The sequence below is a fragment of the Blastococcus sp. SYSU DS0753 genome (assembly GCF_054051175.1).
Genome location: NZ_JBJHAT010000024.1, coordinates 38,720 through 51,918 on the forward strand (window position 1 = coordinate 38,720; position 13,199 = coordinate 51,918).

Sequence of the window (13,199 nt, forward strand, 5' to 3'; positions counted from 1 at the left end):
GGGGACCGGGCACCCCCTGCGCTGAGACGCGCAGGTCACCCGCAGGGAAGGACCTGTACGTGAGCGAAACCACCGACCTCGGCACGACCGGCGCGCCCGATGCCGCCGCCTCCGCCGAGGGCACTGCCGCTTCTGGGACGGCGGGCCGTCCCCGCCGCCGCGGCAACGGGCTGTCGGGCATGCTCCTGCCCGAGCTGCAGCGCCTGGCCGGCGAGCTGGGCATCCCCGGCACCGGCCGGATGCGCAAGAGCGACCTGGTCGCCGCCATCTCCGCCCGCCAGGTGGGCGCCGGCTCCGAGGGCGGCGCGCCTGCGCCGCAGACGGAGAGCGGCTCCACCGGCGGCACCGACGCCCCGGCCGGCGTCGCCGCGTCGGCGGCCCCCCTCGAGGCCCCGGTCAGCGGCGGCGCCAACGGCGGCCCCCTGACCACGGAGGCGCCGGTCCGCACGCGGCGTGCGGCCAGCCGCCCCGCCGGATCGCCCGGCGCCCCCACCGAGGGATCCGCGCCGGCGGTGTCCGCCCCGGCGGAGGCTCCCACCGAGGCCCCGGCGGTCCCCGCAGCTGAGTCGGCACCGGCCGGCCCGCGCGAGGACGAGCAGCGCGACGGCGACCGTCCGCAGCGCACCCGCGGCCGCAACCGCGGCGAGCGGGACGGCAGCCGTGACGGCGGCCGGGAGAACAACGACCGCGCCGAGCGGGGCACCCCCCGCGACGGGGGCGAGCGCGCCGGCAACCGCGACGGCGGCCGGGAGAACAACGACCGCGCCGAGCGCGGCGCCACCCGCGACGGCGGCGACCGCGCGGAGCGGGGCAACCGGGACGGCGGCGCCCGCGACGGCAACCGGGGCCCCGACCGGGACCGCAACGACCGGGGCGGTCGGCCGGACAACCGCACCGACAACCGCACCGACGGCGGCCGCAACGAGCGCCCCGCCGAGGACGACGACGAGGACTTCGAGGGTGGCCGCGGTCGCCGCGGTCGCCGGTACCGCGACCGCAACAAGCGCGGCGGCGGCAACCGGGACCGCTTCGAGGCGGGCGAGCCGACCGTCAGCGAGGACGACGTCCTGCTGCCCGTCGCCGGCATCCTCGACGTCCTGGACAACTACGCGTTCGTCCGGACGTCGGGCTACCTGACCGGGCCGAACGACGTGTACGTCTCGCTGTCGCAGGTGCGCCGCTACGGGCTGCGCCGCGGTGACGCCATCACCGGCGCGGTCCGCCAGCCGCGTGAGGGCGAGCGCAAGGACAAGTACAACGCGCTGGTCCGCCTCGACACGGTCAACGGGCTGGACCCGGAGCAGGCCCGCAACCGGCCGGAGTTCACCAAGCTCACCCCGCTCTACCCGCAGGACCGCCTGCGGCTGGAGACCGAGCCGCACCTGCTGACCACCCGGGTCATCGACCTGGTCATGCCGATCGGCAAGGGGCAGCGCGCGCTGATCGTCAGCCCGCCCAAGGCCGGCAAGACGATGGTGCTCCAGTCGATCGCCAACGCGATCACGACGAACAACCCCGAGTGCCACCTGATGGTCGTCCTGGTCGACGAGCGTCCGGAAGAGGTCACCGACATGCAGCGCTCGGTGAAGGGCGAGGTCATCGCCTCGACCTTCGACCGGCCGCCGGCGGACCACACCACCGTGGCGGAGCTCTCCATCGAGCGGGCCAAGCGCCTGGTCGAGATGGGCCACGACGTCGTCGTCCTGCTGGACTCGATCACCCGCCTGGGCCGCGCCTACAACCTGGCGGCCCCCGCCAGCGGGCGCATCCTCTCCGGCGGTGTCGACTCCACGGCGCTCTACCCGCCCAAGCGCTTCCTCGGCGCGGCCCGCAACATCGAGAACGGTGGCTCGCTGACGATCATCGCCTCGGCGCTGGTCGAGACCGGCTCCACGATGGACACGGTCATCTTCGAGGAGTTCAAGGGCACCGGGAACGCCGAGATCAAGCTGGACCGCCGGCTGGCGGACAAGCGGGTCTTCCCGGCGGTCGACGTCAACGCGTCGGGCACCCGCAAGGAGGAGATCCTCATGTCGCCCGACGAGCTGGCCATCGTCATCAAGCTGCGCCGGGTGCTCGCCGCGCTCGAGCCGCAGCAGGCCCTGGAGCTGCTGCTCGACAAGCTGAAGAAGACGCGCAACAACGTCGAGTTCCTCATGCAGATCCAGAAGACGACGCTGGGCCCCGGCGGGGAGTGACCCTCCCGCCCGCCGGCGGGGCTCGAGCATCAGGGATACTGAGCAGCTGAGCCCCGTCGGCGCGGCCGGAAATAGCCGTCCGGTCCCCGGCGTTCACAGCACTGAACGACACAGACTCCGCAGAAGAGGCGCAGCCATGAAGCCCGACATCCACCCGGCCTACAACGTCACCACCGTGACCTGCGGCTGCGGCAACACGTTCACCACCCGCAGCACGAGCCCGACCGGTCAGCTGACCGTCGAGACCTGTTCCGCCTGCCACCCCTTCTACACCGGCAAGCAGCGCATCCTCGACACCGGCGGTCGCGTCGCCCGCTTCGAGAAGCGGTTCGGCAAGCGCGCCGCCGGCGCCTCGACCGACGCCCAGTAGCACCCCCGACGGCGCCCGTCCCACCCTCGCGGTGGGACGGGCGCCGTCGTCATGTCCAGCTCCGTCCGGCTGCTCCACGGTGGTGGGGCACCCCCGTCCCGAGAGGCAGCAGCGATGAGCAGTACCGAGACGTCGGCGCCCGACCGGCTGGCCGGGCTGCTCGCCGAGCACGCGCGCCTCGAGCAGGAGCTGGCCGACCCGGCAGTGCACGCCGACCAGTCCCGCGCCCGCCGGATGGGTCGTCGCTACGCCCAGCTGGCTCCGCTCGTGGAGACCGCTCGCGCGCTCGACGAGGCGCGCGACGACCTCGGCGCGGCCCGGGAGCTCGCCACGGAGGACGCATCCTTCGCCGCGGAGGCGACCGCGCTCGAGCGGCGGATCGCCGCGCTGACCGACCGGCTGCGCGAGCAGCTGCTGCCCAAGGACCCCGACGACGACAAGGACGTCATCCTCGAGATCAAGGCGGGGGAGGGCGGCGCGGAGTCGGCGCTGTTCGCCGGCGACCTGATGCGCATGTACCTGCGCTACGCCGAGCGGCGCGGGTGGTCCACCGAGGTGCTCGACGCCGTCGAGGCCGAGCTCGGGGGGTACAAGGACGTCGCGATCGCGGTCAAGTCCCGCACCGACGAGGGCATCTGGTCGCGGCTGAAGTTCGAGGGCGGCGTGCACCGGGTGCAGCGGGTGCCCGTGACCGAGAGCCAGGGGCGCATCCACACCTCCGCGGCCGGGGTGCTCGTGCTGCCCGAGGCGGAAGAGGTCGACGTCAGCGTCGACCCGAACGACCTGCGCATCGACGTCTTCCGCTCCTCGGGCCCGGGCGGGCAGAGCGTCAACACCACCGACTCCGCGGTCCGCATCACCCACCTGCCCAGCGGCATCGTGGTCAGCTCGCAGAACGAGAAGAGCCAGCTGCAGAACCGGGAGTCCGCGCTGCGCGTGCTGCGCGCCCGGCTGCTGGCGGCCGCCCGCGAGGAGGCCGCGGCGACCGCGAGCGACCAGCGGCGCAGCCAGGTGCGCACCGTCGACCGCAGCGAGCGGGTGCGCACCTACAACTTCCCCGAGAACCGCATCTCCGACCACCGGGTCGGCTACAAGTCGCACAACCTCGACCAGGTGCTCGACGGCGACCTCGACGGCGTCATCGACGCGCTGGTCAGCGCCCACACCGCCGAGCTGCTGGCGGCCGGCTCCTGAGCGCCCGCGCGCTGCTCACGGCGGCGTCCCGCCGCCTCGCCGAGGCCGGCGTCGAGTCGCCGCGGGTGGACGCCGAGCTGCTGCTCGCCCACGTCCTCGGGGTGACACGCACCCGGCTGCTGACCCTGGACGCCGTCGACGACGCGGCCGCCGAACGGTTCGAGGAGCTGCTCGGCCAGCGCGCCGACCGGGTGCCGCTGCAGCACCTGACCGGCCGGGCGCCCTTCCGGTACCTGGAGCTCGCGGTCGGGCCCGGGGTGTTCGTGCCGCGGCCGGAGACCGAGCAGCTGGTGGGCTGGGCCCTCACGCGGCTGGCCGGCGTCGCGGCGCCCGTCGTCGTCGACCTCGGCTCCGGCTCGGGGGCGATCGCCCTCTCCCTCGCCCACGAGCACCCCGGCGCGCGGGTGACGGCGGTGGAACGCGATCCCGGGGCGATCGGCTGGACTCGGCACAACGCCGCTGCCCGCGCCGCGGCGGGGGACACCCCGGTCGACGTCGTCGCCGGGGACATGACCGATCCGGAGCTGCTGCGGGAGCTGGACGGCGCCGTCGACCTCGTGGTCAGCAACCCGCCGTACGTGCCCGACGGCGCGCGGGTGCCCCGGGAGGTCGCCGACCACGACCCCCCGCTGGCCCTCTGGGGCGGCCCCGACGGGCTGGACGTCGTGCGCGGGCTGCTGGTCACCGCGGCCCGGCTGCTGCGGCCCGGCGGCTGGCTGGGCATCGAGCACGCCGATCAGCAGGGGGAGGCACTGCCCGCCGTCGTCCGCGCCCACGGCGGGTTCACCGACGTCCACGACCACCCCGACCTCGCCGGCCGCCCCCGCCACACCACCGCTCGCCGCTCCGGCTGAGCCCTGCGGAAGACTGCATGTCCGTGGCCGACCTCTACGACTGCTCCGACCCCGAAGCCCGCGCCGCCGGCCTGGACGCCGCCGCGGCGGCCATCAGCCGGGGTGAGCTGGTGCTGCTCCCGACCGACACCGTCTACGGCGTCGCCGCCGACGCCTTCGCGCCCGCAGCGGTGACCCGGCTGCTGGCCGCCAAGAACCGGGGGCGGGCCATGCCGGTCCCGGTGCTCGTCGGCGAGGCCTCCACCCTGGCCGGGCTGGTGCTGCAGACCCCCGCGGTCGCCACGCGCCTGGCGCAGGAGTTCTGGCCCGGTGGGCTCACCCTCGTGCTCGAGCACGCCCCGTCGCTGGCGTGGGACCTCGGTGACGCCGAGGGCACGGTGGCCGTCCGGCTGCCCGACGACGAGCTCACCCGCGACCTGCTCCGCCGCACCGGGCCGCTCGCCGTCTCCAGCGCCAACCGCTCCGGTCGCCCCGCGGCGACCAGCGCGGAGGAGGCCGTGCAGCAGCTCGGCGAGCACGCCGCGGTCGTGCTCGACGGCGGCCCGCGGGACAGCTCGGCGGCGAGCACGATCGTCGACTGCACCGGCCCCGCACCTCGGGTGCTGCGCGTCGGCGCCGTCCCGGTCGAGCGGCTGCGCGAGATCGCGCCCGAGCTCACCGACTAGGAGGACCCCCGTCCTCCCCAGCCTGCGCACGCTCAGGGCGGGCTCCGGGACGGGGCCGCTTCTCGGGTCACCTGTTCGCACGCGTCGGAGGGATACCGTGGAGCACTGACCGCCGCGCGCCCGGAGCCGGGTACCGCGGGCGCCCGCACGGACGTTCTGGAGCGCGACCGAGATGAGCACGCCCTACTGGGGACCGGACTTCGGGGCCCTGGCCGCCGTCGATCCCGACATCGCCGACGTGGTCACCGACGAGCTGGACCGGCTGCGCGGTGGGCTGCAGCTGATCGCCAGCGAGAACTTCACCAGCCCGGCCGTCCTCGCGGCGCTCGGCAGCACGCTGTCGAACAAGTACGCCGAGGGTTACCCGGGGCGCCGCTACTACGGCGGGTGCGAGGTCGTCGACCGCGCCGAGGAGATCGGCATCGCCCGGGCCAAGGAGCTCTTCGGCGCCGAGCACGCCAACCTCCAGCCGCACTCCGGCGCCAACGCCAACCTGGCCGCGTACGGCGCCTTCCTCCAGCCGGGTGACACCCTCCTCGCCATGGCGCTCCCGCACGGCGGGCACCTGACCCACGGCGCGAAGGTCTCCTTCTCCGGCAAGTGGTTCAACGCGGTGCAGTACGGCGTGGACCCGCGCACCGAGCACATCGACTACGACCAGGTGCGCGACCTCGCCCGGGAGCACCGGCCCAAGATGATCATCTGCGGCGGCTCGGCCATCCCGCGGCTGATCGACTTCCCGCTCTTCCGGGAGATCGCCGACGAGGTCGGGGCGATCCTGATGGTCGACGCCGCGCACTTCATCGGCCTGGTCGCCGGCAAGGCGATCCCGAGCCCGGTGCCCTACGCCGACGTGGTCACCTTCACCACCCACAAGGTGCTGCGCGGGCCGCGCGGCGGCGCGATCGTGTGCAAGGCGGAGCACGCCAAGGCCATCGACAAGGCGGCCTTCCCGATGATGCAGGGGGGCCCGCTCATGCACGCCGTCGCCGCCAAGGCGGTGAACTTCAAGGAGTGCCTCCAGCCGGAGTACCAGGCCTACGCCCGCCAGGTGATCGCCAACGCGCAGGCGCTCACCGAGGGCCTGGCCGCCGAGGGGCTGCGGCCGGTGGCCGGCGGCACCGACACCCACCTGGCGCTGCTGGACCTGCAGGAGACCGGGGTGACCGGTGCCGACGCCGAGGCCCGGTGCGGCGCCGCCGGCATCGTGCTGAACAAGAACGCGATCCCGTTCGACCCGCAGCCGGCCTCGGTCGCCTCGGGCATCCGGGTCGGCAGCCCCGCGGTCACCACCCAGGGCATGACCGAGGCCGACATGAAGTCGATCGCCTCGCTGATCGGTGCCGCGATCCGGGACGCCGACGGCAGCCGCACCGCCGAGGTGGCCGCGGGTGTCCGCGAGCTGGTCGGTGCCCACCCCGCCTACCCCCACCCGACCCGGCCGACTGCCTCCCCCGAGCCGACGCGGACCGTCTGACCCGTGCGCGAGTACGTCGTCGTCCTGCTCACCGCGGCGCTGGTCACCTTCCTGGCCACGCCCGTGGTGCGGATGATGGCGATCCGGCTGCGGATGATGGCGGCCCCGCGTGAGCGCGACGTGCACGTCATCCCGACCCCGCGGGGCGGCGGCGTCGCCATGTACCTGGGCGTGGTGGCCGCCGTCCTGGTCGCCTCGCGGCTGCCGGCGCTGCAGCGGACCTTCGACGACACCCAGGTCTACGCGGTGCTCGTCGCGGGCGGGCTCATCTGCGCGCTCGGGGTGCTCGACGACAAGTGGGGCCTGGACGCGCTGACGAAACTCACCGGTCAGATCGCCGCCGCGGGCGTGATGGTCCTCATCGGCGTGCAGCTGGCGTTCCTCTTCCTGCCGTTCGCCGACATCGGCACCGTCTCGCTCGGCCCGGACGTCGGTGTGCCGCTGACCATCCTGCTGACCGTGTTCGCGGTGAACGCGCTGAACTTCATCGACGGGCTCGACGGCCTCGCCGCGGGGGTCTCGGCGATCGCCGCGCTCGCGTTCTTCGCCTACAGCTACAACCTGGGGCTGACCGGCTACGGCGACGTCGCGAGCGCCCCGGCACTGATCACCGCGGTGCTGGCCGGGACCTGCCTGGGCTTCCTCCCGCACAACTTCAGCCCGGCGCGGATCTTCATGGGCGACTCGGGCTCGATGCTCGTCGGGCTCATGCTGTCGGCCGCGGTGGTCACCGCCACCGGGCGGGTGGACGCGCAGACCTTCGGCTCCGCCGCCAGCCTGCTGCCCCTGACGCTGCCGCTGCTCGTGCCGATCGCCATCCTCTTCATCCCCTTCACCGACCTGGTGCTGGCCGTCGTCCGGCGCACCCGCGCGGGACGCTCACCGTTCTCTCCGGACAAGATGCACCTGCACCACCGGCTGCTGTCGATCGGGCACTCGCACAAGCGCGCGGTGCTCGTCATGTACTTCTGGGCGGCCCTGCTCTCCTTCGGCGCGGTCGGGCTCTCGATCACCGGTGGGCAGGTCGAGCTGCTCGTGGCGATCGCCGTCCTGCTCGTCGTCGGCGTGGTCGTCGTGCTCAGCCCGCGGGCGCGCCGGGCGGCCCGGGAGGCCCGCGCCGCCGAGCTGGAGGCGCAGCGCCGGCGCAGCCGGGCCGACCACCCGACCGCACGTGCCGCCGTCCCCCGGGCGGCGCCGCACCGCCGGGCCGCCGGGGTTGCACCACCCGCCGCTGGGACCAGTTCCCCTGATCCCCGGGAGACCGTCGGATGAGCACCTCGCGCACCACCCCGCCGGCCACCGGCGGCACCTGGGACGTCTCCTTCCTCCGCGTCGGGGCCCTCGTCACCGCCGCCGTCGCGGTCGTCGCGGCAGCGCTGGCGTGGCTGCTGGGGGAGGGCAGCGACGCGGTGGCGGTGCTGGTCGGCGCGGTCATCGTCACGGGGTTCTTCGCCGTCTCCGGCCTGGCGGTGGCCTGGGCCGGCCGGATCGGTGACACGCTCACGCTCCCGGTGGCGCTGCTCGCATTCATGGTGAAGGCGATGGTGCTCTTCGGCGTGCTGCGCGCCCTGCCCGAGGAGGGCTGGCTCGACCAGCGGACGCTCGCGTGGTCGGTCGTGGTCGGCGCGCTCCTCTGGAGCGGGATCCAGCTGCGCTGGGTGTGGACGCGGCAGGTGTTCTACGTGCCCCCGCCGGCACCACCCGGACGGGGGACCGTCGAGCACCCGCCGAGCGGCGGCGGGGACGGCTGATAGTGTCCGAGCCGATGGCCGACAAAACCTCCGGAGACGGAGGCGCTCGTCCACGCCCTGCGAGCCCGGCTCGTCAGCCCTCCGGGGCGGACGCTGGCTGGGCGGTCACCGGGACGATCCTCTCCGGGATGGCCGTGTGGGGCGGGGTCGGGTGGGTGCTCGACCGGTGGCTGGAGACGCGGTTCTTCCTGCCGGTGGGCATCCTTCTCGGAGTCGCGGTTGCCATCTACGTGGTCGCCGTGAAGTTCGGGGCCTTCGACCCGCTCCCCGGGTCGGAGGAGGCCAGCAGCACCCAGGGCGGGCGACGAAGCCCGCCCGGCAGGACGCAGAAGGGACGAAGGTGACCTCCAGCGCTTCCGCGCTCAGCGGCGTGCTCGCTGTGGAGAGCGATCCCGGCGGCGGTTTCACGCCCCCGGGGATCGGCGAGTTCTTCCCCGAGACCCTCTTCGGCTTCTCGTTGCTCGGCATCCAGTTCGACTTCGACCGGATCATCCTGGCGATGTGGCTGGCCACCGCCGCGATGCTGGTCTTCCTGGTGCTGTCGGCGCGCAAGGCGGCGATCGTCCCCGGCCGGCTGCAGTTCATCGGCGAGTCGGGCTACTCGCTGGTGCGCGACGGCATCGCCCGCGACGTGGTGGGCCCCAAGGGGCTGCCGTTCGCACCCTTCCTGGCGTCGCTGTTCTTCTTCATCCTGGCCAACAACCTGCTGGCGATCATCCCCGGCATCCAGATCTCGCCGATGGCGCGGTTCGCCTTCCCGCTGGTCCTGGCACTGATCTGCTGGGTCGTCTACATCGGGGTCGGCATCAAGAACCAGGGCCTGTGGCCCTACTTCCGCGACATCATGTTCCTGCCGGGTGTGCCGAAGCCGGCCTACATCCTGGTGACGCCGCTGGAGATCCTGCAGAACTTCGTCGTGCGGCCGTTCACCCTGGCGATCCGGCTCTTCGCCAACCTCTTCGCCGGCCACATGCTGCTGGTCACCTTCGCGCTGGGCGCCACCTACCTGTTCACGGTGGGCAACTTCTCGGCCGTCTTCGGCCCGCTGTCGGCGCTCATGGCGATCGTGATGACGTTCTTCGAGCTGCTGATCATCTTTCTGCAGGCCTACGTCTTCACCATGCTGATGGGCACCTACCTCAACGGTTCCGTCGAGGCCGCGCACTGATCTGATCAGGTGGCCGCGCCGCGGTCGCCCCACGCACTGCACCACCCGCACGATCCCGCCAGCCGCCCGGTAGCTACCGGGCGACCGACACAGGAGGAACACCCCGCAATGGACGTTACGGCAGAACTGGTCGGCAGCATCGGCTCGGTCGGCTACGGCATCGCCACGATCGGCCCCGGCATCGGTGTCGGTCTGGTCTGGGCCGCCTACATCCAGGCCACCGCCCGCCAGCCCGAGTCGGCCGGCCTGACCCGTACCTACGCCTTCCTCGGCTTCGCCCTCGCCGAGGCGCTGGCCCTCATCGGCTTCGTCGCCCCCCTCGTCTACGGCACGGGCAGCTGATCCCTACCCGTCGCACGGGTACGGATCACCGATTCCAGACAGGGACGTGCAGAGCATGAGCATCCTGGCCGCCGAACAGCCGAGCGTGCTTCTCCCACCACTCGGCGAGATCATCATCGGGCTGATCGCCTTCTTGATCCTGCTGTTCGTGATCGCCAAGTTCGTCGCGCCCCGCTTCGAGCAGGCCTTCCAGGCCCGCCGCGAGGCGATCGAGGGCGGCATCGAGCGCGCCGAGGCCATGCAGGCCGAGGCGAAGGCGGCGCTCGAGCAGTACCGGGCGCAGCTCGCCGAGGCGCGCACCGAGGCCGCGCAGATCCGGGACCAGGCCCGCGCCGAGGGCCAGCAGATCCTCGAGGAGCTGCGGGCGCAGGCGCAGGAGGAGTCGGCGCGGATCGTGGCGCGGGGCGAGGAGCAGATCGCCGCTTCCCGCCAGCAGGTCGTGCACGAGCTGCGCGGCCAGATCGGTGCTCTCGCCGTCGAGCTCGCCGGGCGGGTCGTCGGGGAGTCCCTCGCCGACGAGGCGCGCCGGCAGGGCACCGTCGACCGCTTCCTCGACCAGCTCGACGGCATGGTCGGGACCGGTCGGCGTGGCGGCGCGACCGCCGAGAGCGCGCGCTGATGGAGGCCTCGAGCCGCGCCGCGCTCCTCGTGGCCCGGGAGCGACTGGCCGAGCTGACCCGGGACCCCTCGGGGCTCCTCGGCCGTGCGCGCGACCGGATCACCGGTCAGGCGCGGGCCACCTCCGCCGAGGACCTGCTCACGCTGGCCGGTGAGCTGTTCTCGGTCGCGCGACTGCTCCAGGCGCAGCCGTCGCTGCGGCGGGCGCTGTCCGACCCCGCGGGCAAGCCGGAGGAGCGGGCCGCCCTGGTGCAGCGGCTGTTCGCCGACCGCCTCTCCCCGGTCGCGCTCGACCTGCTCGGGGTCAGCGTGCGGCAGCGCTGGTCGCGTCCCCTGGACCTGGTCGAGGCCGCCGAGAACCTGGCGACCGAGGCAGCGCTGGACGCCGCCGACGTCCGGGGTGAGCTGGACGACGTGGAGGACGAGCTCTTCCGCTTCGGCCGGATCGTCTCGGGCGACCGTGAACTCTCGCGCATCCTCAGCGACCGGAGCGCCTCCCCGCAGGGCAAGGGGGAGCTGCTCGAGCGGTTGCTGTCCGGCCGGGTCAGCCCGGTCACCGAGCTGCTGCTCCGCAACGTCCTGACCGGCTCGCACGTCGGTCAGGCCGCGGTGGCCGTCGAGCGGCTCTCCGAGGCCGCCAGCCGCCGTCGTGGTCAGTCGGTCGCCCGGGTGACGACGGCGGTGCCGCTCACCGCCGCCCAGGAACAGCGGCTGACCGAGGTGCTCGGCCGCCTGTACGGGCGGACCATCGGGCTGCAGGTGACCGTCGACCCGACGGTGCTCGGCGGCCTCCTCGTCCAGGTGGGCGACGAGGTCATCGACGGCAGCATCGCGCATCGGCTGGAAGCCGCCCGACGGCAGCTCGCCGGCTGACCGCCCACCACCACTGATCACGACCCCGCAGGGAAGAGGACTCCACGCCATGGCCGAGCTGACGATCTCCGCAGACGAGATCCGCAGTGCCATCCAGAACTACGTCACCGAGTACTCGCCTGACGTGTCCCGCGAAGAGGTCGGGATCGTCACCGAGGCCGGCGACGGCATCGCCCGGGTCGAGGGCCTGCCCTCGGTCATGACCAACGAGCTGCTCGAGTTCGAGAGCGGCGTCCGCGGCCTGGCGCTGAACCTGGACACCCGCCAGATCGGTGTCGTCGTCCTGGGTGACTTCGCCGGGATCGAGGAGGGGCAGCAGGTCCGCCGGACCGGGGAGGTCCTCTCCGTCCCCGTCGGTGACGGCTACCTCGGGCGCGTGGTCGACTCGCTCGGCAACCCGATCGACGGTGCCGGCCCGATCGCCACCACCGGCCGGCGCGCCCTGGAGCTGCAGGCGCCGACCGTGGTGCAGCGGCAGTCGGTGCACGAGCCGATGCAGACCGGCATCAAGGCCATCGACGCCATGACGCCGATCGGCCGGGGGCAGCGGCAGCTGATCATCGGTGACCGGCAGACCGGCCGGACGGCGATCGCGATCGACACCATCATCAACCAGCGCCAGGCCTGGGCGACCGGCGACCCGAAGCAGCAGGTCCGCTGCATCTACGTCGCCGTCGGCCAGAAGGGCTCGACGATCGCCTCCATCCGCGCGGCCCTCGAGGACGCCGGCGCCCTGGAGTACACGACGATCGTCGCCGCCCCCGCCTCGGAGGCCGCCGGCGTGAAGTACATCGCCCCCTACACCGGCTCGGCCATCGGCCAGCACTGGATGTACGAGGGCAAGCACGTCCTGATCGTCTTCGACGACCTGTCCCGCCAGGCCGAGGCCTACCGCGCCGTCTCCCTGCTGCTGCGCCGCCCGCCGGGCCGCGAGGCGTACCCGGGTGACGTCTTCTACCTCCACTCCCGGCTGCTGGAGCGCTGCGCCAAGCTCTCCGACGAGCTCGGCGGTGGCTCCATGACGGGTCTGCCCATCGTGGAGACCAAGGGCAACGACGTGTCGGCGTACATCCCGACCAACGTCATCTCGATCACCGACGGCCAGATCTTCCTCGAGACGGGTCTGTTCAACTCCGGTGTCCGCCCCGCCATCAACGTCGGCATCTCGGTGTCCCGCGTCGGCGGCTCCGCGCAGATCAAGGCGATGAAGTCGGTCGCCGGCCGGCTGCGCCTGGACCTCGCGCAGTACCGCGAGCTCGAGGCGTTCGCCTCGTTCTCCTCCGACCTGGACGCCTCCAGCCGGGCCACCCTGGAGCGCGGTCAGCGTCTGGTCGAGCTGCTCAAGCAGGGCCAGTACTCGCCGTACCCGGTGGAGCGCGAGGTCGTGTCGCTGTGGCTGGGTACGACCGGCAAGCTCGACCGCGTCCCGGTCGCCGACGTGCGCCGCTTCGAGTCCGAGTTCCTGGAGTTCGTCGGCCGCGGTGACAACGCCGTCTTCGAGTCGATCCGCCAGACGAAGAAGCTGGAGGACGACGCCGTCGCCAGCCTCGAGCGGGCGGTGGAGACCTTCTACGGGCAGTTCACCACCTCCGAAGGGCAGTCGCTCGCGGGCAACGAGCCCGAGGCCGAGGCCATGGACGCCTCGGAGCGGGGCCAGGAGCGCGTCCAGGTCAAGCGGGGCAGCTGACC

General features: G+C 73.1%; 14 protein-coding genes. All 14 read left to right on the top strand.

Annotated elements, in window-relative coordinates:
• Positions 1-59 precede the first annotated feature (59 nt).
• The 14 genes from rho (at position 60) to atpA (ending at position 13,197) form a co-directional block, all read left to right on the top strand.
• Positions 60-2,198: a transcription termination factor Rho gene (gene rho, locus ACI799_RS16330; protein ID WP_456613482.1), complete on the top strand. Its 2,139-nt coding sequence runs from the start codon at positions 60-62 to the stop codon at positions 2,196-2,198.
• Positions 2,199-2,334: 136 nt separating this feature from the next.
• Positions 2,335-2,568, top strand: coding sequence for a 50S ribosomal protein L31 (rpmE, locus tag ACI799_RS16335; RefSeq protein WP_456589223.1), 234 nt, complete (start codon positions 2,335-2,337; stop codon positions 2,566-2,568).
• Between the two features lie 114 nt (positions 2,569-2,682).
• Positions 2,683-3,762 carry a peptide chain release factor 1 gene (gene prfA, locus ACI799_RS16340; protein WP_456589222.1) on the top strand — a complete coding sequence of 360 codons (1,080 nt, stop codon included), beginning with the start codon at positions 2,683-2,685 and terminating at the stop codon, positions 3,760-3,762.
• 11 nt (positions 3,763-3,773) lie between these two features.
• Positions 3,774-4,616: a peptide chain release factor N(5)-glutamine methyltransferase gene (prmC, locus tag ACI799_RS16345; protein ID WP_456613491.1), complete on the top strand. Its 843-nt coding sequence runs from the start codon at positions 3,774-3,776 to the stop codon at positions 4,614-4,616.
• 17 nt (positions 4,617-4,633) lie between these two features.
• A complete protein-coding gene (locus ACI799_RS16350) occupies positions 4,634-5,281 on the top strand; it encodes an L-threonylcarbamoyladenylate synthase (RefSeq protein WP_456599557.1) in 648 nt (215 codons plus the stop codon).
• Positions 5,282-5,453: 172 nt separating this feature from the next.
• A complete protein-coding gene (locus ACI799_RS16355; RefSeq protein WP_456589220.1) occupies positions 5,454-6,758 on the top strand; it encodes a serine hydroxymethyltransferase in 1,305 nt (434 codons plus the stop codon).
• A 3-nt stretch (positions 6,759-6,761) separates the two neighbouring features.
• The gene (locus tag ACI799_RS16360; RefSeq protein ID WP_456613483.1) at positions 6,762-8,030 is read left to right on the top strand and encodes a glycosyltransferase family 4 protein; all 1,269 of its coding nucleotides are present in this window, start codon (positions 6,762-6,764) and stop codon (positions 8,028-8,030) included.
• On the top strand, positions 8,027-8,509 hold the full coding sequence (locus tag ACI799_RS16365; protein WP_456613484.1) for a hypothetical protein: 483 nt from the start codon (positions 8,027-8,029) through the stop codon (positions 8,507-8,509). The genes ACI799_RS16360 and ACI799_RS16365 overlap by 4 nt, the downstream gene beginning before the upstream one ends.
• Positions 8,510-8,637: 128 nt before the next feature.
• Entirely contained in the window at positions 8,638-8,853 is a 216-nt protein-coding gene (locus tag ACI799_RS16370) for an AtpZ/AtpI family protein (protein ID WP_456589217.1), read from the top strand.
• On the top strand, positions 8,850-9,677 hold the full coding sequence (gene atpB / locus ACI799_RS16375) for a F0F1 ATP synthase subunit A (protein ID WP_456589216.1): 828 nt from the start codon (positions 8,850-8,852) through the stop codon (positions 9,675-9,677). The genes ACI799_RS16370 and atpB overlap by 4 nt, the downstream gene beginning before the upstream one ends.
• Positions 9,678-9,785: 108 nt before the next feature.
• Positions 9,786-10,019 (top strand): ATP synthase F0 subunit C, encoded by a 234-nt coding sequence (gene atpE / locus ACI799_RS16380; protein WP_346619795.1) that lies wholly within the window; start codon positions 9,786-9,788, stop codon positions 10,017-10,019.
• A 55-nt stretch (positions 10,020-10,074) separates the two neighbouring features.
• Positions 10,075-10,638 (top strand): F0F1 ATP synthase subunit B, encoded by a 564-nt coding sequence (locus ACI799_RS16385; protein ID WP_456589215.1) that lies wholly within the window; start codon positions 10,075-10,077, stop codon positions 10,636-10,638.
• Entirely contained in the window at positions 10,638-11,510 is an 873-nt protein-coding gene (locus ACI799_RS16390) for a F0F1 ATP synthase subunit delta (protein ID WP_456613485.1), read from the top strand. Before ACI799_RS16385 ends, ACI799_RS16390 begins: the two co-directional genes overlap by 1 nt.
• A gap of 49 nt (positions 11,511-11,559) precedes the next feature.
• On the top strand, positions 11,560-13,197 hold the full coding sequence (gene atpA / locus ACI799_RS16395) for a F0F1 ATP synthase subunit alpha (RefSeq protein WP_456589213.1): 1,638 nt from the start codon (positions 11,560-11,562) through the stop codon (positions 13,195-13,197).
• Positions 13,198-13,199: the final 2 nt, after the last annotated feature.